The organism is Haliea sp. E17 (genome assembly GCF_048323675.1).
In the GTDB taxonomy this organism is placed as follows: Bacteria; Pseudomonadota; Gammaproteobacteria; order Pseudomonadales; family Halieaceae; genus Mangrovimicrobium.
In genome coordinates, this window is record NZ_JBLWFK010000003.1 from 1 (window position 1) to 25,796 (window position 25,796).

Sequence of the window (25,796 nt, forward strand, 5' to 3'; positions counted from 1 at the left end):
CGTCAACTTGTTAATCAGCTCCCGCAGCGCGCTGGCTTTGGGTTTTGCTTCCGGGTTGTCCCTTCAGCGAGGAGGCGCATTATACAGAGCGCTTCCCGGTTGGCAACAAAAATTTTTAACTTTTTGCTGCCGTTTTCACCTCTCCGGAACTCTGGGGTTTGCCCGCTAAGCTATTGATAGCTTTTGGGAAACTTGCCGGTGTCGACCCTTGGGTTGAGCACCTGCCCCGGTGAAGGGACGCGAACTATACGTACGGGAATCATGGCGTGCAAGACCTTTTTGAAAAAAAATCCTGCAATTTTTTCGCTGCCCAAAAAACACTCTATTTACAGGGCCGCGAGCCGCTCATCCGTCTCAAGCGCGGGCGCGGATTCTGGGCCATAGGCGGAACAAAAGCAAGCCTCCCGCAAGCAAACAATACACAAGTGCCTCGCCGTAGTCGGAACGCACCTGCCAGGCCAGGTGGACACAGGCGAACACCAGCGCCGGATACACCAGCTGGTGCAGGCGGCGCCAGTTCCTCCCCAGCCGCCGCTGCATGCCCCGGGTCGAGGTCAGGGCCAGCGGCAACAGCAACAACCAGGCCATCACACCCACGGTGATATAGGGCCTTTTCACCACCTCTTCCAGCGCCCTGCCCCCATTCCAGCCGATAAAGAACTGGCCGAAGGTAACGAGGTGGACACAGGCATAGAAAAACGCGAACAGGCCGAGCATGCGGCGGAAGCGGATCGGCCACTGCCAGTGCGAGAGTTTGCGCAATGGCGTCACCGCCAGCGTGAGCAGGAGGAAGCGCAGCGCCCACTCCCCGGTGACCAGCATCAAAGTCTCCGCAGGGTCGGGTCCCAGTCCTGCGCTGAAGGCGCCGTACACCAGCAGGCCAAAGGGCGCCACGCAGGCGATAAACACCGCCGGTTTGATCCACCCGACCATCAATGGTATTTCCGCAGGTCCATCCCGGTATACAGCGAGGCCACCTGCTCTTCGTAACCATTGAACATCAGGGTCGGGATTTCCCGGGGCTCAAACAGGCTCCCGGGCAAGCGGCGCTCGTATTGCTGGCTCCAGCGCGGGTGGTCGACCTGGGGATTAACATTGGAATAGAAGCCGTACTCCCGCGGCTGCGACTTGTTCCAGGCCGTGGGCGGTTGCTTCTCCACCAGGCTGATCCGCACAATCGACTTGATGCTCTTGTAACCGTACTTCCAGGGCACCACCAGGCGGATCGGCGCGCCGTGCTGGTTGGGCAGGGTCTTGCCGTAATTCCCCACGGCGAGGAAAGCCAGGGGATGCGTCGCCTCGTCAATGCGCAGCCCCTCCACATAGGGCCATTCGAGGGTGCTGGTAAAGCTGCGGGTACCGGGCATTTCACTGCGCCGGTAAAGCGTTTCAAAAGCGACGAATTTCGCACGGCTGGTGGGCTGGAAATCCTGCAGCAGCGAGGCCAGGGGAAAGCCGACCCAGGGAATCACCATCGACCAGCGCTCGACACAGCGCAGGCGGTAGATCCGCTCTTCCAGCGGGTAGCGGCCGAGAATATCTTCCAGGTGCAACTTGCCCGGCCGATCGACCTCGCCGTCGACTTCGACAGTCCAGGGGTCGGTGCTCATGGCGCCGGCGTAGTTCGCCGGGTCGGACTTGCCGGTACCAAATTCAAAGAAGTTGTTGTAACTGGCCGCGTCTTCGCGCGGTGTCAGGCGCTCGTCCGTATAGAACCCCTGAGTCCCCTGGCTGGCGGGGACGTATTCGAGGGGTTTCCCTCCAGTGCTGATCCCCGCCTGCGCCGCAGGGCTTACGCCGGCGACCAGCGGCACGGACAGCGCGGCAAAGGCCTTCATGATTTCCCGGCGCCGCAGGTAAACCGACTCCGGGGTGATTTCCGAGGAGCTGATTGGCGGAACCCTGAACCGAACAGACATGGACTACCTCCGGGTATGTGCGTTCAGGTTCAGAGTACCGCCTGCGTTATTGGTTCCCCTTAATCCGGTCGCCGGCGCAGGCGCCAGACCATCATCACCGGGCCGGACAGGGCGTAGGCCAGGAAGGCCATCAACAGTACCAGCGGCGGATCCAGGGTAACCAGCCCGAACACCAGCACCACCAGGAACATCACCACGAAGGGTACCCGGCCGTGGAAGTCGATGCCCTTGAAGCTGTAGTAGCGGAAATTGGCGATCATCAGGAAACCCAGCAGCGCAGTCAGGCAGGCCAGCAGGAACCCCGCCTCCGGCGGCAGTTCACCCGCCTGCCAGCCAAAATCGCTGCAGACCCAGACCGCGCTGGCGGCAATGGTAGCCGCCGCCGGACTGGCGAGCCCGGTGAAGTAGTTTTTATCCGCCTTGCCGATCTGGGTATTGAAGCGCGCCAGGCGCAGGGCGGCACAGGCGACGTAGATGAAGGCGGCGCTCCAGCCAAACTTTCCGAGGTCGCCGAGGGCGAAGCTGAACATGACCAGCGCTGGCGCCACTCCAAAGGACACCATGTCGGCAAGGCTGTCGAACTCGGCGCCGAACTTGCTCTGGGTATTGGTCAGGCGGGCTACCCGGCCGTCCAGGCCGTCGAGCACCAGGGCGGCGAGAATGGCGATGGGCGCGCTGGCGAAATCGCCGCGCATGGCCGCGATCACCGCGTAAAAGCCGGCGAACAGCGCACCTGTGGTAAACAGGTTCGGCAACAGGTAGATACCCTGGCGGCGCACCGAGCGCCCGTTTTCCGAGACTTCTTCCTCGTGCTCGTCGACCAGCATATCCAGCGAGGCGGTGACTCCGCTGTTGGTCGATTCATCCCCCTCGTCTTCGGGCGTCTTGGGGCTATCTGGTTGCTGCGGCGAATTCATGGCGGGTTCCAGCCGTTTATTTGTGCCCGATTGTATCAAAGGGCGGCGTCATAGGTCTGCCCGGCGACATCCCAGAGTGCGCGCACCAGCGGGTTGGCCAGGCGGGCACGCAGGGCGGCAAGGCCGATGGTCAGTGCGGGCAGGCCCTGCTCCAGTTGCAGCGTCTCCACGCCTTCACCGAGGCCGCTGGATTCGATGACCAACTGCGGCGCAATGCCCACGCCGAGCCCCAGGCTCACCATCGCCACAATCGCCTCGTGGCCGGCCACCTGGGCGTAGATGCGCGGGCGGATATTGCGCCGGCGCAGCCACTCGTCCAGCAGTTCCTTGGTAATGCCGCGCTCCGGCACGATCAGCGGCAGGGAGGACCAGTCGGGCTCACCGCCGCCCTCACCCGCCAGCGCCCGCTCGCGCACCAGGCAATCCGCCGCCGGCAGGCAGAACTGCAGCGGCGATGCCACCAGCGGCAGGAAATCCATGCGCCGGGAGGCCTGCAGGGGCCGGATACTCGCCGCCAGGTCGTCCTGGCCGCGCAGGATACGGGTGATGCCGTCCGCCTGGTCGCCGGTGTGCATCATGATGTCCACCCCCGGGTGAGTGGCGCGAAACTGCGCGAGAATGGGCGCCAGCAGGGTATGGGTCGCCGTGACCGAGCAGTAGAGGCTGACTTCCCCCGCCAGCTCACCCGTGTTGCCCAGCTGTTGTTTCAGCTGCTGCCATTCAGCCAGGGTCTGGCGGGCAAATTCGCGAAACTCCCGGCCAGCGCGGGTCAGGGTGACATTGCGGCGATCACGCTGGAACAGCGGCTGGCCGAGCTCTTCCTCCAGCCGGGCGATACTGCGGCTGACCGCCGATACGCTCATGTGCAGGTTTTCCGCACTGCGGCTAAAATTCAGGGTCTCGGCGAGCGAGACAAAGACCGTCAGGGTCCGGGTTTCCATCCGCTCTCGCCTTTATTGCAAATAAAGCAATACAGTATCGCCTATTTAGCGTTTTACGCAAGACAAAGAATCCCGTATCGTTCGGCCTGCTATCAACACGCTATCGTAATTACCCGCAACAAAGAGGACTACTCTCATGGGCCAGAATTACTTCAATACCCTGCCCCTGCGCCTCCAACTGGAGGAACTGGGCAAGTGTCGTTTTATGGATCGCAGCGAATTCGCCGACGGCTGTAACTACCTCAAGGGCAAGAAGATCGTCATCGTCGGCTGCGGCGCCCAGGGCCTCAACCAGGGCCTGAACCTGCGCGACTCCGGCCTCGACGTGTCCTACGCCCTGCGCGCGGAAGCCATCGCGGAAAAGCGCCAGTCCTGGAAGAACGCTTCCGAGAACGGCTTCACCGTCGGCACCTACGAGGAACTGGTCCCCACCGCCGACGTGGTCATGAACCTGACCCCGGACAAGCAGCACACCAGCGTGGTCAACGCGGTTATGCCGCTGATGAAGGAAGGCGCCTGCCTGGACTACGCCCACGGTTTCAACCTGGTGGAAGAAGGCATGCAGATCCGCAAGGACCTGACCGTAGTCATGATGTGCCCGAAATGCCCCGGCACTGAAGTGCGCGAGGAATACAAGCGCGGCTTTGGCGTACCCACCCTGATCGCGGTACACCGCGAGAACGATCCGAAAGGCGAAGGCCTGGACATCGCCAAGGCGCTGGCCGCCGGCACCGGCGCCGATCGCGCGGGCGTCCTGGAATCCTCGCCCATCGCCGAAGTGAAGTCCGACCTGATGGGCGAGCAAACCATCCTCTGCGGCATGCTGCAGACCGGCGCCATCCTCTGCTTCGACAAGATGGTCGAGAAAGGCATCGAGCCGGGCTACGCCTCCAAGCTGATCCAGCACGGCTGGGAAACCGTCACCGAGGGCCTGAAGCACGGCGGCATCACCAACATGATGGACCGCCTGTCCAACCCGGCGAAAATCCGCGCCTTCCACCTGGCCGAGGAACTCAAGGACATCATGCGCCCGCTGTATGAGAAGCACCAGGACGACATCATGTCCGGTGAATTCTCCCGCACCATGATGGCCGACTGGGCCAACGACGACGCCAACCTGCTGAACTGGCGCGCCGCCACCCAGGACACCGCCTTCGAAAACACCCCCAGCACCGATGCGGACATCTCCGAGCAGGAGTACTACGACCACGGCATCCTGCTGGTCGCCATGGTCAAGGCCGGGGTGGAACTGGCCTACGACACGATGGTCGCCGCGGGCATCAAGGCAGAATCGGCCTACTACGAGTCACTGCACGAGACCCCGCTGATCGCCAACACCATCGCGCGCAAGAAACTGTACGAGATGAACGTGGTGATCTCCGACACCGCCGAATACGGCTGTTACCTGTTCGACCACGCCTGCCGTCCGCTGCTCAGGGACTTCATGGCCAAAGTCGACACCGACATCATCGGCAAGGGTATCTCCGGCGACAACGGCGTGGACAACCAGGAACTGATCGCGGTGAACCGCGCGATCCGCAACCACCCGGTCGAGATCGTCGGCGACAAGCTGCGCGGCTACATGACTGCGATGAAGCGTATCGTCTAAGCGCTGTCTGCAAAAAATAAAAAGGGGAGCATCTGCTCCCCTTTTTTCATTCCCGTTTTCCTAATTATCGAACTCACAGTAGTTGGCAAGGACGGTCGCGCCCGGCGCGATGGTGTCGCCGATATCAGCACCGCCGTCCTTTACCTGGAATTCATAGGGACAGGGCATGAACTCGTAACTGAGAACCTCCAGCGTCGTGGTCGCGCAGTTGTTGGTGATGTCCATCCCTCCGAACCCGAACCAGTTGACGTTGATAATCCCCAGCTCTCCAGAAATGCAGACAGCTTCCTCCGGCGGTACGACGACAAGCGGGGAGAGGCCGGCAACAGTCGGACCGGCACCCCAGGCGATCACCAGTGTGCCGCCAGAGAGCGCAGCCATGCACAGAATTTTCTGGTAAGCGGGGCGCTGGCGCAGAAAACGGTAGGCGATCATCGCCAGCAACAGGCCAAGCGCTACAATCAGGCCGACGCCAAGTCCAGGCACGGGTTCCGCCGGGACGGCCGGAACCGGCGTCGCCACTGCGCCAACATTTATCACGACAGCTGCGTTGGTGGCCGAGGCCACAGAAGGCAGGCCGACAAGGACCGCCAGCGCCATATTGATTGCTAATCCCGGTTTGAAAATCATGTCTCCCCCATACCCTGATTTGTAAAGACCAGACGTCACCGTAGGCACTTTTCTTATTTCAGAACACGTTTCCCAAACGGCAGGGAAATGCATCACCGCACATGGATGATCGATATTTTCACAGCCGGTGTCTATACACTCTGCCAGGCTAATCGCGGTGAACCGTGCGGTCTGCAAGAAATAAAAAAAGGGGAGCATTTGCTCCCCTTTTTAATTCTCCTTCTCTTAATCGCCCAATTCACAGTAGTTGGAAAGGACTGTTACACCCGGCTCGATGGTATCACCGATATCAGCACCGCCGTCCTTTACCTGGAACTCATAGGCACAGGGCATGAACTCGTAACTGAGAACCTCCAGCGTCGTGGTCGCGCAGTTGTTGGTGATTTCCATCCCACCGAACCCGCCCCACTCGAGAGAGCTGACGCCAAAGGTCCCGCTGGTACACACCGAGTTTTCAGGCGGGACGGCGATGACCGGGAGAAGAATCCCGGCAATGGTCGGCCCCGCACCCCAGGCGGTGACCAGGGTTCCGGCCGCCAGCGTGGTCAGGCAGAGAATCTTCTGGTAGGCCGGGCGCTGGCGTAAAAAGCGGTAGGCGATCACCGCCAGCAGCAGGCCCAGAGCGATAACCAGGCCGGTCCCCATGAAGGGCACTGCCTCCGGGGCGACACCCGGCACAGGCGCCGCTGGTGGTGGAATGACGGCCCCGACGTTGATGACCGGTGAAGTGGTAGCCGAAGCCACCGCAGGCAGGCCCGCCAGCACGAACAGCGCGGCATTGGCCCAAAGGCATTTCCTGTTAAACATATTTTCCCCCAGTTGATGTTGTATGATTTTTGACACGGTCTTCGTGGCGTTTTCTGGCTTACGCTCTTTACAGTAACCTGCGACAGCGCCGACCCGATTACAGGAATGGGCTGCCACTGCTAAATCATCTACGTTTTGTCCATCCGTGTCCACGGGCAGGTGCGTCACCCCCGGGCTGTATTACCCGCGTGGCCCCGGCTCGGCGGGGCCACAGCGCCTACATGGATGGTAACGACCTGGTTCTGTGCCCAGGCCATGGACGGCAGGCAAGTGAGCGCAGTAGCCAGCTGGTAAATCCGCAATCGAGGTTTGGTATCCATACATCCCCCTGAGGTCGATTTTTAAATGTCAGCGCAGTTCTTCCGGCGCCGGCCGGGTTACTATACGCTGTGACAGATTCTTCGGAAAACGAAACCCTGCCAAAAGTGACATGAACCCAGATACCCAGACCATCTATATTTTCACCGCCTGCGTCTTCGCACTATTGATGTTCCTGGAAACCCTTGTGCCAAGGCAAAACAGCGAGTCTGAACTGGCATCGCGCTGGATCAATAATTTCAGCCTCAGCGCCGTCACCTGGTACGCGAGCAACCTGTTCGCGACCTGGGCGATGATCTGGTTTGCCGGCAATGTCAATCTGCACCAGCTGCGCCTGGTTCCGCAGTCCGTGGCCAGCAATCCGGTGGCGGGCTTCCTGCTCCTGCTGGTGGTGGCCGAGTTTATCGGCTACTGGGGCCATCGCGTCTATCACCGGGTGAGCTGGCTGTGGCCGATACACGCGGTCCACCACGCGGATACCCGGCTCGATGTCTCCACCAGCCTGCGCAACCACCCGCTGGAAACGCTGCTGACCCTGCCCTTGATAACGCCCGCGGTGGTCATGCTCGGCGTCACCCCGGCGGTAGCAGCGACTTACCAGCTGTTTGTCGTGGCCAGCACAGCCTTCGGCCACGCCAACATCCGCCTGCCCCAGGCACTCGACCGGGTTTTGCGCCGGGTAATCATCACCCCGGACTATCACCGGCTGCACCACTCGTCGGAGCAACGCTACACCGACAGCAACTTCGGCACCCTGGTACCCTGGTTCGATTACCTTTTCGGCACCGCGAAGTGGCGCGATCCCCGCGAACTGGAAAACATGGAGATCGGCCTGGAGTACTGGCGGGAAAAACGCGACAAGCGTATCGACCAGCTGCTGGTGATGCCCTTCAGGAAAATCCGCCGCCCCGCCGCGGCAGGAGCCTCACAGTAGGCCGCTGTAGTCCGACTGCAACTGGTCGAAGCTCAGCGACGCGATAAACCGGGAAAAACTCATCCAGGTCGCCAGCCCCTTCATCTCGGCGAAATGCGGCGGCAGGAAGCGCGGAGGCATTACCACTCCCTCTTCCAGCAACAGGCGGTAGTGCTTGATATCCTCCAGGGTGACCTTGCCCAGGAACAGCAGGGGCAGGCTGTCCAGCTTCCCCTCGCTCATCGCCAGGCGCAGGAAATTGAAGGTCTGCACAAAGCCGCGCATGTAGGCCAGGTCCTTGGTGAAGGGCTTGCCCTCGGGCGTGCTGCCACGGAAGACCCGCGCGGCAATCGAGTAACTCTCCTGGGGTGACAGGTTGTTGCCGCAGAGGTAATCAAACACCTCGACAAAATTCGCCCCGTCCTCGGCAAGCGTTACCGCGCGCACCCGGTTGACCAGTTTGTAGAGGCGCCCGGGACTGGAGCGCAGGGTGAGAATTTCCGTCAGCACCGCCAGTCCTTCCTGTGTCGTGGTCGAGGACGGCGGCCCCTTGCCGAGGAAAGTACAGTAAGGCTGGGCCATGCCATTGAGGGTGGTGCCGAGGTGCACCCAGCCCTCGTGCACTTCCAGGACGTCGATATCCAGCTGGTTGAAACGCGCATCGCTGCGTATTTTCAGGTAGTCCGAACCCGCCGCGGCGTCAGCGGTCATCTGGTCGTTCAGCAGGACCCGGAAGCCCGCGTCGGGAAAAACCGCCAGCAGGCGCTCGTTGAGCATCTCCACCGCCTGCTCCGCGCTGAAGGTTTTCTCCGCTTCGGTCATCGAATCGTTGCGCAGCAGGTTGACCAGGGTGTCCTCCATTGCGGTACCCAGGTCCGCCAGCGTGGGATCACCGGCGTGGAAAACATCCGAAGCGGAACCGTAGAGGTCACGGGAAATCAGCCCGAACTCACTGGTACCGCGCGCATCGAGCATGTCCACGACACTGCGGTACTCGCGGCAGATACGGCGCATCAGCACCGAGACCGGATTCAACTGGCCGAGCTGCCGGGAGATATCCCGCTCGATCTCGCGAAATTCGCTGCGCTTGTCGGCGGCGACAAAATCCAGCGGGTTGCGGCGCGCGTAGTACTCCGCATCCACCGCGGGCAGTTCGCGGCAACCACTGGCAAAAAAACCCTCGCGAATGTCCGCGTGCCACTTGATGGTATCGAGGATGCGTATCGGGCGCTGGGCCTCGACCATGCGGTCGGACAACTCGCGCACGGTGCTGAGATACTGCTGGGTGGGACCGCTCATGCGCTCTTCCTTGCTTTGCGTTTCAGGATCACCGCGGCCTGCAGGCGGGTGCCCCCGAACCGGCTCATGGCGGCAAAATCCTCCCGGGCGATCGGCAGGTGCTGGTAGTCCAGCGCATTCAGGGATTCCGCGCCGCTCTCATGCTCCAGGTCGATCTCATAGGCGGGGTCCTGCAGGAACAGGCAGCGCTCGTCGCTGCCGCTCAGCACGACCCAGTGCGGTGCTTTCTTGCGATCCAGCCGATAGGTGGAAATCAGCACCAGGACACTGGCGCCGGCATTGAATTCGTCGATCAGTTCCTGCTGATCCAGGCCGCGGTAGCTGGTCGTCACGCCAAGGGTTTGCGCCTCGGCGACGAAACCTTCGTGCACCAGGGTCATTACCCGCTTCTTGTTGCTGTCCCTCACTCCCTCGAGAAACAGCGGTCCGACCTGGTTGACGATAACCTCGGCGCCGTAGCCGCGCCGCGCCGCGGCCAGGGCCAACCCGAGGGGATGGCAGCCGCCATGGCCCGAGGTCATGAAGATGGTAGTCGCCTCGCGCCAGATCTGGATTTCCTCGGCATGGTCGGGAGTGTAGGAACCGTCCAGCGCAGCCAGGCCCATCATCAGGGACGCGGGGCCGCAGGTAAACGCGGTACTCTGCGGGAACCACGGAATAGAGCGACTCGACTCGGCCTTGCTGTAGGCGTGGATACATTTTTCCATGCGTATCGCGTCGCCGTGGTCGTCGTAATAATCGCGATACAGGCCAAAGGGCCGGTAACCCATGCCCTCGTAGAGCGCGATGCCCGCGGTATTGCCCGTGGCAACCTCCAGCCGCATGTACAGCGCCCCGTTACCGCGCGCGGTCCGTTCCGCCTGCTGCAGCAGCGCCTTGGCCAGCCCCCTGCCCCGCGCAACGGGATTCACCGCTATCGAATACAGGCGCGCGAGACGGGTACCGCGACGCAGGATGACCAGCACATAGGCCAGCAATGCGTTGGCGTCCTCGGCCACCAGGAAAACGCAGTGCTCGTGTTTCAGCCAGCGACGAAAACTGCGCCGACTGAGCCGGTCGCCAGAAAAACTCGCAGCTTCCAGAGACAGCAACGCCTCCAGGTCACTGCTCCGGGCTGGACGAATGGAATCGAGCATAAATGCCTGCGAAAGCCCGCCCCGGAAGGGCTGTCGGCCCGGTGATGGAAGATGCCAAAATATAACGCTGCGCCAGATTGACTGCCAGTCCACGCTGCCAAATACTTCGCCTGTTATTCCCGCCAGACCAGCAGAGCTTACCGTCGTGTCCAAAACGCTTATCGTCGTCCACCAGCGCAAGGACTGGCCCCAGCCGCCAACCGCAGGGCAGGTCATTACCTTCCAGGACTATGTTACCGGGAACTACCCCCAGGGTTCGGTGCGGCCGCGCATCATCAACCTGTGTCGCAAGTTCGGCTACCTGAGCGAGGGGTACTATTGTTCACTGCTGGCGGAGGCCCGGGGCCACAAGATTACTCCCTCACTGCAGACCCTCAGCGACCTCACCCGGCGCTCCCTGTACCGCATACGGGTAAGCGACCTCGGCGTGCCGCTGAACAACCTGCCGGTAGATGCGGAACCCAACAGCAGCCTGAAACTGCGCTTTTTCTTCGGCCGCTCACTGGACCCCACCCTCGACGAACTGGCTCGCCGCCTGTTCGAAATATTCCCCTGCCCGCTGCTGGAGATAACCCTCAAGCGCAAGGCCCAGTGGGAGATCACCGGCCTGCGCCCGCTGTCGCCACGCCAGCTGGCGGAGGACGAACGCGAGCTGTTCACCTGGACACTGGAGGATTTCACCCGCAAGCAATGGAGGCGCAAACGGGTGAAAGCCCGCTCCCGCTACGACCTGGCGATTCTCTGCGATCCGGGTGAATCCATGCCACCCTCCAATGCCGGCGCGCTGAAACGCTTTATCCGCGCCGGGCGGGAAATGGGCATTCACTGCCAGCTGATCACCCAGCGCGACTACCTGCGCCTGCCGGAATTCGACGGCCTGTTTATTCGCACCACCACCAACATCGACCACTTTACCTTCCGCTTCGCCCGCAAGGCAGAGAACGAGGGTCTGGTGGTCATCGACGACAGCAACTCCATCCTGCGCTGTACCAACAAGGTGTACCTGGCGGACCTGTTCCGGATTCACAAGGTACCGGCGCCGCGCACCCTGCTGCTGCATCGCGGGCACCGGGAGCAACTGGATAAACTGGCCGCGGATTTCGGCTTCCCGGTGGTGATCAAGATCCCCGACGGTTCCTTTTCCCGCGGCGTGGAGAAAGCCAACAACCGCGAGGAACTGGACAGTATCAGCAGGAAACTGTTCCGCGAGTCCACTCTGCTGCTGGCCCAGGAATTCCTCTACACCGATTTCGACTGGCGCATCGGCGTGCTCGATCGCAAGCCGCTGTACGCCTGCCGCTACTACATGGTGAAGCGCCACTGGCAGATCTATCGCCACGGCCAGCGCACCAACTCGGGTGGTTTCGATACGCTGCCGGTCAGCGAGGTCCCAACCGCCGTACTGGAGGCTGCCCTGGCTGCGACGCGACCGATCGGCGATGGTTTCTACGGTGTCGACGTCAAGGAAAAGGACGGCCGCGGCTACGTGATTGAAGTCAACGACAACCCCAGTATCGAGAGCGGCATCGAGGACAAGCACCTCGGCATGGACCTGTACCGGCAGGTAATGGGTACGCTACTGCGGCGGATGGAAGCGCGTCGCGGCCACTGATTCAGCCCTCGGCCCGCCACAGCAGTTCGGGACGGCAGTGCCGGACAACGAAACGCGATACCTCGTCCGGGAGCGTCTCCCGGTAGCGGTCGACCGCCTCGGCATCGATGCCATCACTGGTAGTGAAGGACGAATTACTCTTGCTGGGGCGCCCGCCCTGGGTGTAATCCAGCAATTCCGGGTGGAAGGCAATTCCTGCCAGGGCGCAGACCTCGCGAATGGCGCTTTCGGTATTCAGCACCAGGTCTTCGAAGCGCACGGCCAGGGCCGGCCCACACTCCTCGCGAAAGTGATCGATTTCCGCCATGTAGCGGTTCTGGCGGGCACAGTAGCGGCGCAGGCTGAGCCCCGGGTTGCGGACCAGCTTGGAACTCAGGTGCGCCCGCGGGTCGCGCACCACGAAGACCCCACGCACATCGTAGAACTGCGCGAGCAAGCGGCCGACCCGGGTGAGATCGCGATTGCTGGGTTGCAGCGCACAGAAGTAGACACGCATCCGGCGCCCGTTCTCATCCCCCCCCAGGGCCTGTGATAGCGCCTCGATATGGTTGTAGGCAAGCTGGCTGGCGCGCCAGCGCTGGTGGCTGACGCGAATGTGGGCGTAGTAGCGATCGAGGTCGAGCGAGCCCGCAGTGCCGAAGGTTTCCCCCGCTTCGTCGCGGTTCACCCGCTCGAGGTGGCCGCCCTTCTGCAGGCGCCGGTAAAAGCCACTGGCCCCGCCGGCCCCGGCCAGCGCTCCCTGCATCCTCCGCCAGGGGCTGCGCGCCAGGTGGCGGACCGCGTAGTCTTCGTCCGGCGGCAGCAGCAGGTCCGGGTGGCCATCGAGCAGGCCGCGCAGCAGGTGGTTACCACCGCGGGGCGGCGCGCCGAGAATCAATAATGGGGGGCGATGCGCACTGTTCACGGACAACTCAGTACATCATCCGCTCTTTGTCGGTAACCGGCGGCTTGCCGCTGAGAATTCGCTTGAGGCGTTTGCTCGCCAGGCGCAGCGGCCGATGCGCTTCGAACACCACGATAAACACCTTGCGGAAATAGCCCTCCGGGCATTGCACCGCGCGGACACCGTGCCAGGAGTTGCCGCGCCGGGCGAACAGCAGGCTGCGGTTATCCGCAGTGAGCGCGGCGTACTCGGCCTTGAAGTCCGCGAACTGCGGCGCACTGGCCGCGGGGAATTCGCCCTCGTCGTCGAGGATCACGGTCTCGCCGCCCCACTCGGGCTGCCAGTCGCGCTCCGTATTGAGATAGAAAATCTGCGAGCCCAGCTTGCCCCGCGAGTCGCAGTGGGGTGAGACCTCGCAGCCTGCCGGCGTGTAATGCCAGTGAAAGCGGAAGCGGATATCGCGCACCTTGAGCAACTGGCAGACAAACTCGCGGTAGGTATCACCGCGCAGTTCGTCGATGAACTGCTGCCAGGGTTCGGCGAGACTCATGCCCTCCTCGTAGTCGAGGACATAGCGGTCATGCCCCTTCTGCCCGTGTTTGCGGGTACCGTAGAAGGCCGCGCGAAACTGCGCGATGTCCGGCATGCTGTCCAGCAATTCCGGGTAGTGTTCCGGGGCAATGAAGTACTGGGGATTCAACCAGGGAAACGGCTGCCGTGCCCGGAACGCGCCGGTATCGATCTGTTCGAGAAGTGCCTGGTTTACATAGCGCAGAGCGCCCATTGTCTGTCCCCGGAAGTAAATTGCCCGCAATATAAAGGAATCGTCGCCATTGAGCATTATTCCCTTGCCGGTCCCGTGCGGATAGTCCTAAATGTAAGTACTGGCACAGGGAGCCTGCAATTGTACGCCCGGTTTCGGTTGTTTTCCCAATCTCCCGCCAAGGCTGTGCGGTATCGGCTGGCGGCTGCATTTTTCTTCGGCATTTTTGCCGCCGGCAGCTATGGCCAGCAGGACGATACCGAAGCCTGCCGGCAGGGGCCAGATCTGCCGAAATACCAGAAATTCAATTTCATCAACCACAATCCGGAGCAGAAGGCATTCCGGGAATCCATCCCCGCTGACGCCGTTATCGGGGAAGTTACCTTCACCCGCTATAACGTCTTCAACCTCGAGGACCAGCGGGAGGACAACTGGCTGTACCGCCTGGCAAACCGGGTCAATGTGGTAACCTGGGAATCCGTGATCCAGAGTCAGTTGCTGCTGGCGCCCGGTGAACCCTACGACCCGGCGATGCTGGCGGAAACCGAACGCCTGCTGCGCGAGTTCGACTTCCTCTACGACGCGCGGGTGGTGCCGGTCCGGGTATGTGGCAAGCGCGTGGATGTCGAGGTGGTCACCCGGGATATCTGGACCCTGAACCCCACCATCAGCCTGTCACGCAGCGGCGGCGACAACACCGCGGCGATCGGCATTACGGATTCGAACCTGCTGGGCAGCGGCAAGCAGGTTGGGCTGCTCTTCGAAGACGACCCTGACCGCAGCGGTTACAGCATGTTCTACGGGGACCCGGCACTGTTCGACTCGCGCTGGACCCTGGGGCTCACCTACAGCGACTACGACGACGGCTACTACCGCGCCCTGGAAGTCGAGCGGCCCTTTTTCTCCGTCTATGAACCCTGGTCAGCCGGTACCGGCGCCCGCCAGGGAAAGGCCGAGGAGGCCACCTGGTATCGCGGCGACGAGGTGACTGAATTCAACCACGAATACGACGTGGTGGAATTGTTCGGCGCCATGGCCATCCACCCGGAGCAGGGCAACCGGGTGAACCGCTGGCGCGCCGGCCTGCACTACGAGACCAACAGCTTCGATTACAGCGACTCGGACATCCCCCCCGACCAGTTGCCCGGGGACCGCGACTACGTCTACCCCTTCATCGGTTACGATTCGATAGAGGATAGCTACAACAAGGTGCGCAACATGAATTACATCGGCCGCACCGAGGATTTTTACGTCGGCCAGCGCTACAACTGGATGCTGGGCTGGTCAGCGGAGGGGCTTGGCGCCACCCGGGACCAGATTGCTTTCGACGGCTATTACCAGACCACATTGCGGGTCAACAGCAAGAAGATGTGGCGGGTCGAGGGCTTCGCCAACGGCTTTTACGACCCGGACAGCGGTGATTTCGAGAATCTCTGGCTGACCCTGTATTCCAACTACTTCCACCGCCAGCACCACAAGTGGACGTTCTTTGCCAGCACCCGGATCGACTACACCGACGGACTCACCGAGGACCGCCAGGTCTGGCTCGGCGGCGATACCGGCATGCGCGGGTACGAGCGCAACTACCAGGTCGGCGACCGCAGCTTCGTCGTCAGCCTGGAAGAGCGCTACTACTCGGACTGGCACCCCTTCCGCCTGTTCCGGGTGGGAGCCGCGGCCTTTGTCGATGTGGGGCGGGCCTGGTACGACGACCAGGATAACGGCGCCAACGGCGGCACCCTGGCCGACGTGGGCTTCGGCCTGCGGCTCAATTCCAGCCGCGCCAACAAGCGCCGGGTGATTCACGTCGACCTCGCCTTCCCCCTCGCCCGGGGCGATGACGTCGACAGCGTGCAGCTACTGTTCCGGGTACGCGACCAGTTCTAGCAACTCAGAGCTTGTGTGCCTTGGGCCAGCGCCGCTTCAGGCAGATCCACTCGCCCGGGCTCTCGCGGATCCAGCGCTCGAAACACTGGTTCACCTGCAGGGCGAGGTCGAGGGCCTGCTCCCGCTCGGGCGCGTCGGGAATGGAACAGCGCAGCGGCGGTTCCAGGGTAAGCCGGAACCGGCAACCGGGCAGCCGCTCGGTGCGCACCGGGATGAACGATGCCCCGGTGCGCAGCGCCAGGCCCGCCGCGCTGGTATTGGTGAGCGCCTCGCGGCCGAAAAACGGCACCAGTTTACCGCTGTCGAGGCGGGTATCCATGGCCAGCCCGATCATATTGCCGCGCTGCAGTTCCCGCAGCAGCGGCCGGGCGCCCTCCTCCGAGGAAATCCAGCCGACCCCGAACTCGCCGCGCAGTTTGGCCATGAGCCCGGCAAACACCGGGTTGGATTCCGGGGCGTAGATCGTACTGACCGCAAGCCCGTACTGGCGCGCGATCAGGTTGTTGACCTGCCATGGGCCGACGTGGGCGCAAAACATGATCGCCGGGCGGCCCGCCTCCACGTGCTCGCGGGTTTCCGCGGACATGACGAATTCCAGGCGCTCCTTCCGCTGGTCCCAGATCTGGTCCATCTTGACCAGTTCCACCGCGGCGTAACCCAGGCTGCGAAAGATGTCCCTGACGGTCTGCCGGCGCCATTCCTCGCTTTCTTCGGGGAAGGCGATCTCCAGGTTGGCCATGGCCTTGGCCGCCTTGCGAGTGTGGGGGCCGACCACCGAGAAAACGCCGCCGGCAAAGCGGTAGGCACTCTCCAGCGACATCCTGCGCAAGCCCCAGAACACCGCGCGGAACAGGCCCGCTTCGCAGGTCTGGGCCATGCGGGCGAGAAACGGCGCCTTGCGCGCCAGTTTCTTGGGGATCAGGTAGTACTCAGGCATGGGTCCGGCAATGCCTCAGCGGCGGGGCCAGGTACCGAAAACGGCATCCCACAGCGGCGAACTGACGCCGTAGCGCCCGACCTGGCGGGAAAAATGGTGGCGCAGGTGATAGTGCTTTAGAAACTTCGCCAGCCGGTTGCGCATGTGGAAATGGTGGGTTGCGTAATGGATATAGTCGTACATCAGGTAGCCGACGATAAAGCCCGCCATGAAGGCCGCGATCAGGTGCGCGGGAATCACCAGAGAGAACAGCAGGTACAGCAGGGCCATGATCGGAATGGCGCCGGCCGGCGGGAACACCAGCCGGGTCTTGTCCATCGGGTCGTCGTGGTGGTTGCCGTGGAACAGGAACACCAGCCACTTGCCCGCCTTGCTCTTCGCCGGGTAGTGGAACAGGAAGCGATGGAAAATGTATTCGACGAGCGTCCAGACAAATACCCCGGCGAAGGCAACTGCAACGACACCGGGCACACCCAGCCCGTCCACCGCGAACGCCCGCCAGAACAGCCAGGCCGCCACCGGTGACCAGACCAGCAGGGGGGTAATCGGATGCACGTGCGAGAGCCGCTCGAGCAGGTCATTCTCGAACAGGCGGATCGACTGGTGCGGGGCTTTTTGAGATTGCATCGCTTTCACATCCGGTCAGGGCCGGCTCCATTACACCGCTGGTCTGCGGCAACGGCAGATTCTGGCGGGGCTATTTTACGCTTTGCCCACATCCGTTTCGAGCAGAACCAGTCCTCGGGCTGCTCGTGGATCCACTCCTCGAACAACCGGTGTACCTGCCGGGTCATATCCCCGGCCTGCTCCGCGGCGTCCGCAGCTGCATCCGCGGGACGCACCGGGGGGTAGAATAGCACGCGAAACCGCGCGCCCCCGAGGCGCAGTACCCGAACTGGTACCATGTCACAACCATGCTTCAGGGCCAGCCTTGCCGGCACCAGGGTAGAGAGTTTGTCAGCACCGAAAAACGGCACCGGACTGCCCTCGTCCACCCGGCGATCGATGACCATGCCCACGGAACGGCCGTCGTGCAGGCAGCGCAACAGCGCCCGGGTGCTGTTGTCCCGGGGCAGCAACTCACAGTTGAGCGCCTGGCGGGAATCCCGCAGCATCCGGTCCAGCAGGGGGTTGGTCGGCGGGGAATACAGGCTGGCGAAGGGGATGCCCATCCGCGCTATCGCCGCGGCCATGATTTCCCAGTTGCTGAGGTGGGCGCCCACGAAAACCGCCGGCACTTCCGGATGCCGGTAAGTCTCCACGGGCTCGAGGATTTCCAGCTGCATGCGCTCGTGGTCGCGGTACAGTTCCTCGAGGTGGGTGTATTCCGCCAGTACCCGCCCCGCCTGACCCCAGGCCCGCCGCTCCAGCTCCGCCAGTTCTGCCGCACTCTTTTCGGGAAAGGCGACCGCGAGATTGGCGCGGAAAATTTTCGACTTCTTGCGCAGGCGCGGCCCGATCCAGCGGCCGACCCGGTTCCCCAGGCCGGAAGCGTTATCAATTGGCACGATGCCGAAGCCCTTTACCAGCAGCCAGATCAGGCAGTAATCGAGCCGCCACAGGGCCTTTTGCAAGGTAGGGCGTGCCCGCGCCAGCTTGCGCAGGGAGTTGCCCAGGATAAATTCAGCCAAAACAACCTCTCACTCAAGCGCCCGCATCGCCGCGCAACAGGGGTGCCAGCCCCTCAGCCAGGCCGATAGCCGGTCGCCAGCCCAGCGCGCAGCCGATACCGGCGTTGTCCACCACCCAGTCGGGGTAGCGCAATTCGCGCAGTTTACCGGGGCTGAGCATCGGCAGCCGGCCGCTCAGCCGGGCTGTCCGGACGTTGATGCCCGCCACCAGGTCCAGTAACTTTTCCGGCACCTGCAGCAGCCTGACCGGCCGCCCGGTCAGCTGCTCGACAATGCGTGCCAGTTCCGGCCAGCTGTAGCCGCCGGCGTGACCGTCGTCCAGGGTAAGCACCTGGCCCGCGACATCCGCCGCCAGGCCATCGGCCACCGCCCGCACCAGGTCCTGCGCGTGGATCAGCGAGAACCGGGCATCCAGGCTGCCCGGCACCGGGGCCAGGCCCCGCGCCATCAGCTTCAGCAGGGGCAGCATTTCGCGGTCGCCGGGACCGTACACCGCGGGCGGCCGCAATACCAGCCAGTCGACATCCCCTGCCTCACCCAACAGCGCCTCGGCCTCGGACTTGCTGCGGGCATACCACGACAGCTGTGGTTCGCGGGCGGCAAGTGAGGACAGGAACAGCAGGCGGGGAGAGGTTTCCAGCTTCTGTACTGCGGCGAGCAGCCGCGCGGTACCGGCGACATTCGCCGTTTCGAAATCCGCCCAGCTGGCGCCGCGCACCGTAGCGGCCGCATGGACGACCCCGGCACTACCCGCCAGCAAGGCGTCCAGGGCAGGCGGATCGTGCAGGTCGCCGCGAACGGTATCAATGCCGAGGGCGGCCAGGCGACAGGCTGCATCCGGGTTGCGCACCAGCGCCCGCAGCCGGTAGCCCCGCTGCAGCAGTTCCCGGCAAATCCAGCCACCGATGAAGCCGGTGGCGCCGGTCAGGGCAATAAGGTTACCGCGTGCAATCAGGCTGACGCGACCCGGCGGCGCAGTTCGACGGCGAAGTTTTCCTCGCGCTCGGCTTCCTGGGCAGCGATGAAGTCCATCCTCGCCTTGGCCCGGGAAAGTTTGCCGGAGGAAGTTCGCGGCAGGGAGTGAATCGGGACCAGTTCGACATAACAGTCGAGGCCCATCTCCATGCGCAGCAGCGCAGTGAGGCGGCGGACCAGGTTGCCGCGGGTGGTGGTGTCAGTCTCCCGGCACTGCACCAGCATCACGCAGTGCTCCTCGCCCTGGTCATCGGGCGCGGAGAAGGCGACGGCGTCACCGGGACGGAACTCGGGCTGGGCCTCGGCCACGTGCTCGAGGTCCTGGGGCCAGATATTGCGGCCGTGGATAATGATGATGTCTTTCTTGCGACCGGTAATGGTCAACACGCCATCGGCGAGATAGCCGATATCGCCGGTATTGAGCCAGCCGTCCGCATCCAGCACGTCGCTGGTTTCCGCCGGCATGTTGAAATACCCTTCCATCACGCTGGGGCCGCGGAGGTAAATCACGCCGCTTTTCCAGTCTTCGAGCACCTGGCCGTTATCGCGGATCTGGACTTCGAAACTGGGCAGGGGTACACCGCAATTAACGAAATGGCGGCCGCGACCGCGCTGTTCGCCCGGGTCGATCTGCAGTGCTTCGTGGTGGTCGGCGAGGTGATCGCTGTCGAGGTAATGGGTGGTAAAGCCGTGGTCCAGCGGGGAAAAGCTGACGCCGAGGGTACATTCGGCCATGCCGTAGCAGGCGGTGAATGCGCTGCGGCTGAACCCGCAGGGTTCGAGAATCTCGGCGAACAGTTCCAGGGTCTGCGGGCGAATCATTTCCGCGCCGATCCCGGCTACCCGCCAGTTGCTCAGGTCGTATTCCTCGAGGTTGCTGGGGCGCACGCGGCGCGCGCAGAGATCGTAACCGAAGCTGGGCGCGAACGAGATGCTGGCCCGGGTGCGGGTCATCAGGGTCAGCCACTGGCGGGGGCGCACGGCGAATTCCCGGGTGTCGAGGTAATCGACGGACAGCTGGGTAGCCAGCGGCACCAGCACGAAACCCACCAGGCCCATATCGTGATAGAAGGGCAGCCAGGACATCAGGCGGTCTTCCGGGCCGATCTTCAGCCCGTCCACGGTAATACCCTGGATGTTGGCCATCGCCGTGCGGTGGCGGATCACCACACCGCGGGGAAAACGGGTGCTGCCAGAGGTGTACTGGATATAGGCGATATCGTCGCTGGAAACCTGTGGCATGGCCACGCCCTTTGCCGGCAGGGCGTGAAAGTCCTCGGGGCGGCCGACCATGCGCAGTTGCAGGGGCTCTCCGGCCTCCTGCAGGAACGGCAGGTAGCCTTCCGAGGCCACCCCGACCACCGCGTCACTGGCTTCCAGCAGGGAGCGCAGCTGGGCAACGTAGGTGTTGTGGGCGCCGAGCTTCACCGATGCCGGCAAGGCCACGGGGATCAGTCCTGCGTACTGGCAGGCACAGAAAAAGCGGATGAATTCAGGGTCGGTCTCGGCGATCAGCGCCACCCGGTCACCCCGGGCCAGGCCCAGGCTGAGCAACTTGTCGGCGAGTTCCAGCGCCTCGCTGCGCAAGGTGCTATAGGTAAGGCTGGCGTATATAGCGCCCCGCCCGGTATAGAAATTGACGCCGGTTTCGCCTTGGGCGGCGTAGTCCAGAGCTTCTGTCAGGGTGCTGAAATCACCGGGACGGAAAGGTAGAGCATGGCGCATGGGTGTAGCTTCAACCTGACGCGTTGACAAGAGTCAATCCTCCTGAGGCAACAACAGCTTGCACGTTGAGGCAGCGGTTCCCGATTGCCAGCAGCAGACTCGATTACCTGTCACCCCACCACACCACCACATGGTTGTGCGAGGCCGGGAAAAGACCCTTGCCACCTTGAACACACTCACGCGACAGCCGTTGTTGAAATTGTTTTTTTTGCCGGACCCCTAACTTCTGGCCTCTTTGATTTTGCAAAAATACTAGCACTTAAGTCTCTGTTAAAGATAGTAAAAAGTACCATTCTGCCGGTGTCCGTGAGGTATTCCACAAGCGCTAAAAGCGCGGAGATTACCTGCGCCCCACAACCGGTTATACTGCCCGACTTTCGGCTTACCGGGGATTACAGCGGGGGCATGTCTACACAAGTCACGAACACCTTCAGCATCGAGGAGATCACTGGCAAGGGCCAGCTCAAGGAGTTCCTCGAACTGCCCCACCGACTCTACGCCAATGACCCGCACTGGATAGCACCGCTGACCATTGAGCAGCAGCAACGATTTTCGGCAAAGAATCCTTTCTTCCAGCACGCGCGCTGGCGCGCCTGGCTGGCCCGTCGCAACGGCCGTGTGATCGGCCGCATCACCGCCCAGGTGGACGAACTCCACCTGTCCCAGCACAAGGATTCCGCCGGCTACTTCGGCATGTTCGAAGCGGAGCAGGACCCGGAGGTCGTGAGCGCATTGTTCAGCGCAGCCGAGGACTGGCTGCGCGGCGAGGGTATGCAGGTAATCCGCGGCCCCTTCAACCTGCACATCAACGAGGAAATCGGCCTGCTGGTGGATGGCTTCGACACCCCACCCTACGTGCTGATGGGTCACGCCCTGCCCTGGTACGGGGCGGCCATCGAAGACCTCGGCTACGCCAAGGCCAAGGACCTGCTCGCCTACCACATCAACCCGGATTTCGAGGCGCCGCGGGTGATGCGCCGGCTGGCGGACAAGCTCTCCGACCGCATCCGGGTGCGCAAGGCCAACCGCAAGGACCTCGCGGCCGAAGCCGAAGTCATGCGCGATATCTTCAACGACGCCTGGCACGACAACTGGGGCTTCGTACCCCTGGACAAGGACGAGTGGCAACACACCGTCGAGACCCTGATCAAACTGATGCCGGACGACAATATCCAGATTGCCGAACTGGATGGTGAACCGGTCGCCTTTATCGTCGCCCTGCCCAACATCAACGAGGCGGCCCGCGACCTCGGCGGCAAACTGCTGCCGTTCGGCTGGGCCAAGCTGCTGTGGCGGCTGAAAGTGCGCACTCCGCGCACCGCGCGGGTGCCGCTGATGGGCGTGCGCCGCCGCTTCCACCACCTGCGCCTGGGACCGACCCTGGCCTTTTCGGTGATCGACGCGGTGCGCGGCCCGCTGCACCAGCGCGGTGTCGAGGACGTCGAAATGGGCTGGATCCTCGAAGATAACGACGGCATGCGCAATATCATCGAGACCATTGGCGGCGTCGCCTACAAGCGCTACCGGGTCTATGAAAAATCCCTGCGGAAGGACTGAACACCTGTGAGTTTTACGGACCAGAAAGTAAGTGTGGTAGTACTGGCGGGCGACCGCAGCAAGGCCGACGCCCTGATTCGCTCCAGCGACGCCGGCAGCAAGGCGATGATCGATATCGACGGTACCCCGATGGTACGCCGGGTGCTGAATGCCCTGCGGAAAGCCCGGTCCGTGCAGGACATCACCCTCTCCGGTCCGGAGGCGGCGGAGGTCGCCACCGATGCGCAACTGCAGCAGTGGGTTGACCAGGGCGAGGTCAAATGGCGTCCGCCGGGAATCTCACCCAGCACCAGTGCCTTTGAGACCATGCAGGAGATGGATAGCGAGGTCCCGGTGCTGCTGACTACCGCGGACCACCCACTGCTCACCGCCGAGATCGTCGACGCTTTCGCCCGCCAGAGTCTCGCCGACCCGGTGGATCTCACCGTGGGGCTGGCACCCCACGCACTGGTTACCGACGCCTATCCCGGCATCCACAAAACCGTGCTGCGTTTCAGCGATGGGGACTTCTGCGGCTGCAACCTGTTCGCCTTCGTCACCCCGGAGGGGCGTCGGGCCGCCAAATTCTGGCGCCAGATCGAACAGCAGCGCAAGAAACCGCTGGTGCTGGTCGGCCTGCTGGGCTGGTGGGCGATCCTGCGCTACCGGCTGGGCATGCTGTCACTGGAAGAGGCGCTGGCCAAGCTGGGCAAGCGCCTGGGCCTGCGCATCCGGGCGGTCATCCTGCCCTACGCCAACGCCGCCATCGATGTGGATTCCATCGCCGACCTGATGCTGGTGAAAGGCTCGCTGGCCAACGCCACCGACCGGGACGCCTGAACCCGCCAGGCTAACGCCTCAGGTGCTGGGAGCGTCCGCTCTCGGTGACAAACTCCCCGCTCTCCGGAACAAAGCCGTGCGTCTCGACCTCGAGGCGCCAGCCCCCCGCCTCCCGGTCCACCGTGTAGCAGTTATAGCGCGCGCGATCGGCGCCGTGCAGGCCCATCGCCGAACCTGAGGGCACTGCGAACACCGGCGCGGCACCGTGGCGGGTCGGCAGTTCGCCGCAGGCACTGCGGTGCCCGTGGCCGTGCAGCACCAGCTCCGCGCCGTTATCGGCGATCACCGAGCGCAGGGCAGCGGCGTCGGTCAGCCGCTTGCGCCACTTCTCGCTGCCGGCCAGCAACGGATGGTGCAGGTAGACCACCCGGAACAGGCCGCGGCGGCCGGTATCCGTGAGCATGGCCGCGAGGCGCTCGAGCTGGCTGTTTCCGACAGTCCCGGTGGCCAGCAGCGGCGGCTTGGGTACCGCGGATGAGAGGCCGATAAATGCCAGCTCACCGCGCACCCGCAGGCTGGGGAACGCTCCCTGCTCGCTCTGCAGGTCACCGCCATCCGAGCCCATGTAGTCCTGCCAGTTGGCGAAAGTCTTGCACCAGCGGGAGGCCACGTAGGCGTCGTGATTACCGGGTACCACGGCGACACTAGCCGGCTCGCCCAGCGCCTCCAGCCACTGGCGGGCCTCGGCGAATTCCTGCGGCAGGCCGATATGGGTGAGGTCGCCGGTGACCAGGCACTGGTCGAAATACTGTCGCTGGATATCCCGGCGCAGGGCATCCAGTACCTCGGACCGGTGTTCGAAGCGGCGTTTTCGCCGCCAGGAGAGATAACCCAGGATGCGCTTGTTCAGCAGGTCCTGCCACCTGACCTGGGCCAGGGAGCTCAGGTGCAAATCGGAAATCTGGGCGAAACGCTGGCTCAACGGCGACTCCGGCCTGCAATGCTGTCAGCGGCGGGGGAGTCGGGACGCATCAGGCCCCGCTGTACGCAGGCAGCAGCCCGCGATCCTTCAGGCTGGCGTAGGCGGCGATCATGGTATCGATCTGCCCGGTGGTGTGGGCCGCGCTGACACTGTTGCGCAGCAGGCAATAGGTGGACGGCGAGGCCGGCGGCACCACCATGTTCACGTAAACCCCCGCGTCGAGGAGGGCCTGCCAGCAGGCCAGCGTGGCATCGCGGTCTTCCAGCACGACCGCCACCACCGGGCTGACCGACGGGCCGACCCGCAGGCCGAGCCCGGCGAGCCCGTCATACAGGCGCTGCGCGTTATCCCACAGGCGCTGGCGCAACTGGGGTTCACTGCGGATGATGCGCAGGGCCTCGCGGGTGGAGGCGATCACCGACGGCGCCGACGACGCGGTGAAGATATAGGCGTTGATGCAGAAACGGATGGCTTCCAGCTCCGCGTGGGGACTGACACAGAAACCGCCGATACCGCCGAGGCTCTTGCTGAACGTGCCGGCGATAAAGTCCACATCGGCCTCGATACCTGCCGCCTGGGCGGCGCCGCGGCCGGTCTCGCCGAGCACACCCATGGAGTGGGCTTCGTCGATAAACAGGCTGCCGCCGTATTCGCGTTTCACCGCGGCGAACTCCGCCAGCGGCGCGACATCGCCGAGCATGGAGTAAATGCCCTCGACGATGATCAGCGTATTGTCCACGCGCTCGCCGAGGCGCCGCAGGCGCTTGGCGAGATCCTCGGGATTGTTGTGCTTGAAACGGATGATCTCCGCCCCGGACAGCCGCACCCCGGCGTAGATGCTGGCGTGGCTGTCGCCGTCGAGGAGAATCACGTCGCCGGGGCCGGCCAGGGTGGAACACATGCCCATGGTGGCGGCGTAGCCGGTGGAAAACACGATGCCGTGGGGTACGCCGTAGAAGTCGGCGATTTCACTCTCCAGCGCCTGGTGCCCGGCAAAGGAGCCGTTGGCCACCCGGGAGCCGGTGGTGCCGGTGCCCCAGCGGGCCGCTGCCTCGCGGGAGGCCTCGATGCAGCGCGGGTCCCAGGACAGGCCGAGGTAGTTGTTGGTGCCGGCGAGGATCACCTCGCGCCCTTCCACCACGCCTTCGGTGGCGGAATGGATTTCCTCGGTGACCGCACCGAAGGGTTTGACGCCCTGCGCGGCAAGCTGGCCGCGGAAGGCAATCATGTCCTGGAACTTGTCGAATAACATAGCGCGTCGCAGCGTGGCGGGCTTACTGGGTCAGTTCGTGAACTTTTCTCGCCAGTTCGCCGATGGTGTTTACATCCGGCAGGATGTTGAGCGGGATGGAGATATCGAAATGGTCCTCGATGCGCTCGATGGACTCCATGACCTCCAGCGAGGTCAGGCCGATATCCGCCACCAGATCGGTTGCCTCTCCCAATGCGACCTGCTTCTTGTTGTATGATTCCAGCACTGTACAGATAAAACCAAGATATTCCTGATAATGCGTCATGTGCTGGCTATCCTTCGGCCTCTGGCTGGAGCGGCTAATCGCCGGATTCGGGACGCAGGAACTATACCGAGGGAAGTGT

Annotated in this window: 24 protein-coding genes; 6 read left to right on the forward strand and 18 right to left on the reverse strand. The window is 63.1% G+C overall.

Going from position 1 to position 25,796, the window contains the following annotated elements:
* Window positions 1-354: 354 nt before the first annotated feature.
* Genes ACNKU3_RS08655 through ilvY form a run of 4 tightly spaced genes read right to left on the reverse strand, consistent with a single transcriptional unit; the run spans window position 355 to window position 3,777 of the window.
* Window positions 355-933, reverse strand: a complete 579-nt coding sequence (locus ACNKU3_RS08655; RefSeq protein WP_418259044.1) for a sulfite oxidase heme-binding subunit YedZ — start codon at window positions 931-933, stop codon at window positions 355-357.
* Window positions 933-1,919, reverse strand: a complete 987-nt coding sequence (gene msrP, locus ACNKU3_RS08660; RefSeq protein ID WP_418259045.1) for a protein-methionine-sulfoxide reductase catalytic subunit MsrP — start codon at window positions 1,917-1,919, stop codon at window positions 933-935. Before msrP ends, ACNKU3_RS08655 begins: the two co-directional genes overlap by 1 nt.
* Before the next feature lie 59 nt (window positions 1,920-1,978).
* Window positions 1,979-2,836: a CDP-diacylglycerol--serine O-phosphatidyltransferase gene (gene pssA / locus ACNKU3_RS08665; protein ID WP_418259046.1), complete on the reverse strand. Its 858-nt coding sequence runs from the start codon at window positions 2,834-2,836 to the stop codon at window positions 1,979-1,981.
* Window positions 2,837-2,871: 35 nt separating this feature from the next.
* Entirely contained in the window at window positions 2,872-3,777 is a 906-nt protein-coding gene (ilvY, locus tag ACNKU3_RS08670) for an HTH-type transcriptional activator IlvY (RefSeq protein WP_418259047.1), read from the reverse strand.
* A 136-nt stretch (window positions 3,778-3,913) separates the two neighbouring features.
* On the opposite strand from ilvY, the gene ilvC reads away from it, so the two are divergent.
* Window positions 3,914-5,386 carry a ketol-acid reductoisomerase gene (gene ilvC, locus ACNKU3_RS08675; protein WP_418259048.1) on the forward strand — a complete coding sequence of 491 codons (1,473 nt, stop codon included), beginning with the start codon at window positions 3,914-3,916 and terminating at the stop codon, window positions 5,384-5,386.
* Between the two features lie 60 nt (window positions 5,387-5,446).
* On the opposite strand, the gene ACNKU3_RS08680 is transcribed toward ilvC, so the two are convergent.
* Window positions 5,447-6,214: a hypothetical protein gene (locus ACNKU3_RS08680; RefSeq protein ID WP_418259049.1), complete on the reverse strand. Its 768-nt coding sequence runs from the start codon at window positions 6,212-6,214 to the stop codon at window positions 5,447-5,449.
* Between the two features lie 27 nt (window positions 6,215-6,241).
* The gene (locus tag ACNKU3_RS08685; protein ID WP_418259050.1) at window positions 6,242-6,823 is read right to left on the reverse strand and encodes a hypothetical protein; all 582 of its coding nucleotides are present in this window, start codon (window positions 6,821-6,823) and stop codon (window positions 6,242-6,244) included.
* Between the two features lie 430 nt (window positions 6,824-7,253).
* Between ACNKU3_RS08685 and ACNKU3_RS08690 the strand changes: the two genes are divergently transcribed.
* Window positions 7,254-8,075, forward strand: a complete 822-nt coding sequence (locus ACNKU3_RS08690) for a sterol desaturase family protein (RefSeq protein WP_418259051.1) — start codon at window positions 7,254-7,256, stop codon at window positions 8,073-8,075.
* Here the strand turns inward: ACNKU3_RS08690 and ACNKU3_RS08695 are convergent.
* The gene (locus ACNKU3_RS08695; protein WP_418259052.1) at window positions 8,067-9,353 is read right to left on the reverse strand and encodes a flavohemoglobin expression-modulating QEGLA motif protein; all 1,287 of its coding nucleotides are present in this window, start codon (window positions 9,351-9,353) and stop codon (window positions 8,067-8,069) included. The two genes, ACNKU3_RS08690 and ACNKU3_RS08695, sit on opposite strands and share 9 nt — an antisense overlap.
* Window positions 9,350-10,489, reverse strand: coding sequence for a peptidase C39 family protein (locus ACNKU3_RS08700; protein ID WP_418259053.1), 1,140 nt, complete (start codon window positions 10,487-10,489; stop codon window positions 9,350-9,352). Before ACNKU3_RS08700 ends, ACNKU3_RS08695 begins: the two co-directional genes overlap by 4 nt.
* Window positions 10,490-10,634: 145 nt before the next feature.
* On the opposite strand from ACNKU3_RS08700, the gene ACNKU3_RS08705 reads away from it, so the two are divergent.
* Entirely contained in the window at window positions 10,635-12,101 is a 1,467-nt protein-coding gene (locus ACNKU3_RS08705) for a RimK family protein (protein ID WP_418259054.1), read from the forward strand.
* Between the two features lies 1 nt (window position 12,102).
* Here ACNKU3_RS08705 and ACNKU3_RS08710 read toward each other — a convergent pair whose 3' ends face one another.
* The gene (locus ACNKU3_RS08710; protein ID WP_418259055.1) at window positions 12,103-13,005 is read right to left on the reverse strand and encodes a sulfotransferase; all 903 of its coding nucleotides are present in this window, start codon (window positions 13,003-13,005) and stop codon (window positions 12,103-12,105) included.
* 7 nt (window positions 13,006-13,012) lie between these two features.
* The gene (locus ACNKU3_RS08715; RefSeq protein WP_418259056.1) at window positions 13,013-13,768 is read right to left on the reverse strand and encodes a 2OG-Fe(II) oxygenase; all 756 of its coding nucleotides are present in this window, start codon (window positions 13,766-13,768) and stop codon (window positions 13,013-13,015) included.
* Between the two features lie 120 nt (window positions 13,769-13,888).
* Here ACNKU3_RS08715 and ACNKU3_RS08720 point away from each other — a divergent pair, with 120 nt between their 5' ends.
* Window positions 13,889-15,634 (forward strand): BamA/TamA family outer membrane protein, encoded by a 1,746-nt coding sequence (locus ACNKU3_RS08720; protein WP_418259057.1) that lies wholly within the window; start codon window positions 13,889-13,891, stop codon window positions 15,632-15,634.
* Between the two features lie 4 nt (window positions 15,635-15,638).
* Here the strand turns inward: ACNKU3_RS08720 and ACNKU3_RS08725 are convergent, their stop codons facing one another.
* Genes ACNKU3_RS08725 through ACNKU3_RS08745 form a run of 5 tightly spaced genes read right to left on the reverse strand, consistent with a single transcriptional unit; the run spans window position 15,639 to window position 20,902 of the window.
* Window positions 15,639-16,571, reverse strand: coding sequence for a lysophospholipid acyltransferase family protein (locus tag ACNKU3_RS08725; protein WP_418259058.1), 933 nt, complete (start codon window positions 16,569-16,571; stop codon window positions 15,639-15,641).
* Between the two features lie 15 nt (window positions 16,572-16,586).
* Complete coding sequence (locus ACNKU3_RS08730; protein ID WP_418259059.1) at window positions 16,587-17,198, reverse strand: sterol desaturase family protein; 612 nt, start codon at window positions 17,196-17,198, stop codon at window positions 16,587-16,589.
* A gap of 5 nt (window positions 17,199-17,203) precedes the next feature.
* Window positions 17,204-18,202 carry a lysophospholipid acyltransferase family protein gene (locus ACNKU3_RS08735; protein ID WP_418259060.1) on the reverse strand — a complete coding sequence of 333 codons (999 nt, stop codon included), beginning with the start codon at window positions 18,200-18,202 and terminating at the stop codon, window positions 17,204-17,206.
* A 13-nt stretch (window positions 18,203-18,215) separates the two neighbouring features.
* The gene (locus ACNKU3_RS08740) at window positions 18,216-19,157 is read right to left on the reverse strand and encodes an NAD-dependent epimerase/dehydratase family protein (protein WP_418259414.1); all 942 of its coding nucleotides are present in this window, start codon (window positions 19,155-19,157) and stop codon (window positions 18,216-18,218) included.
* A complete protein-coding gene (locus ACNKU3_RS08745) occupies window positions 19,154-20,902 on the reverse strand; it encodes a fatty acyl-AMP ligase (RefSeq protein ID WP_418259061.1) in 1,749 nt (582 codons plus the stop codon). The genes ACNKU3_RS08740 and ACNKU3_RS08745 overlap by 4 nt, the downstream gene beginning before the upstream one ends.
* A gap of 405 nt (window positions 20,903-21,307) precedes the next feature.
* On the opposite strand from ACNKU3_RS08745, the gene ACNKU3_RS08750 reads away from it, so the two are divergent.
* Both ACNKU3_RS08750 and ACNKU3_RS08755 read left to right on the forward strand, forming a co-directional pair.
* Window positions 21,308-22,459, forward strand: coding sequence for a hypothetical protein (locus tag ACNKU3_RS08750; RefSeq protein ID WP_418259062.1), 1,152 nt, complete (start codon window positions 21,308-21,310; stop codon window positions 22,457-22,459).
* Between the two features lie 6 nt (window positions 22,460-22,465).
* Entirely contained in the window at window positions 22,466-23,278 is an 813-nt protein-coding gene (locus ACNKU3_RS08755; RefSeq protein WP_418259063.1) for a nucleotidyltransferase family protein, read from the forward strand.
* Window positions 23,279-23,288: 10 nt separating this feature from the next.
* On the opposite strand, the gene ACNKU3_RS08760 is transcribed toward ACNKU3_RS08755, so the two are convergent.
* Genes ACNKU3_RS08760 through ACNKU3_RS08770 form a run of 3 tightly spaced genes read right to left on the reverse strand, consistent with a single transcriptional unit; the run spans window position 23,289 to window position 25,717 of the window.
* Window positions 23,289-24,200: a metallophosphoesterase family protein gene (locus ACNKU3_RS08760; protein ID WP_418259064.1), complete on the reverse strand. Its 912-nt coding sequence runs from the start codon at window positions 24,198-24,200 to the stop codon at window positions 23,289-23,291.
* A 49-nt stretch (window positions 24,201-24,249) separates the two neighbouring features.
* On the reverse strand, window positions 24,250-25,452 hold the full coding sequence (gene spt, locus ACNKU3_RS08765) for a serine palmitoyltransferase (protein ID WP_418259065.1): 1,203 nt from the start codon (window positions 25,450-25,452) through the stop codon (window positions 24,250-24,252).
* Between the two features lie 22 nt (window positions 25,453-25,474).
* Complete coding sequence (locus ACNKU3_RS08770; protein ID WP_418259066.1) at window positions 25,475-25,717, reverse strand: acyl carrier protein; 243 nt, start codon at window positions 25,715-25,717, stop codon at window positions 25,475-25,477.
* Between the last annotated feature and the right edge of the window lie 79 nt (window positions 25,718-25,796).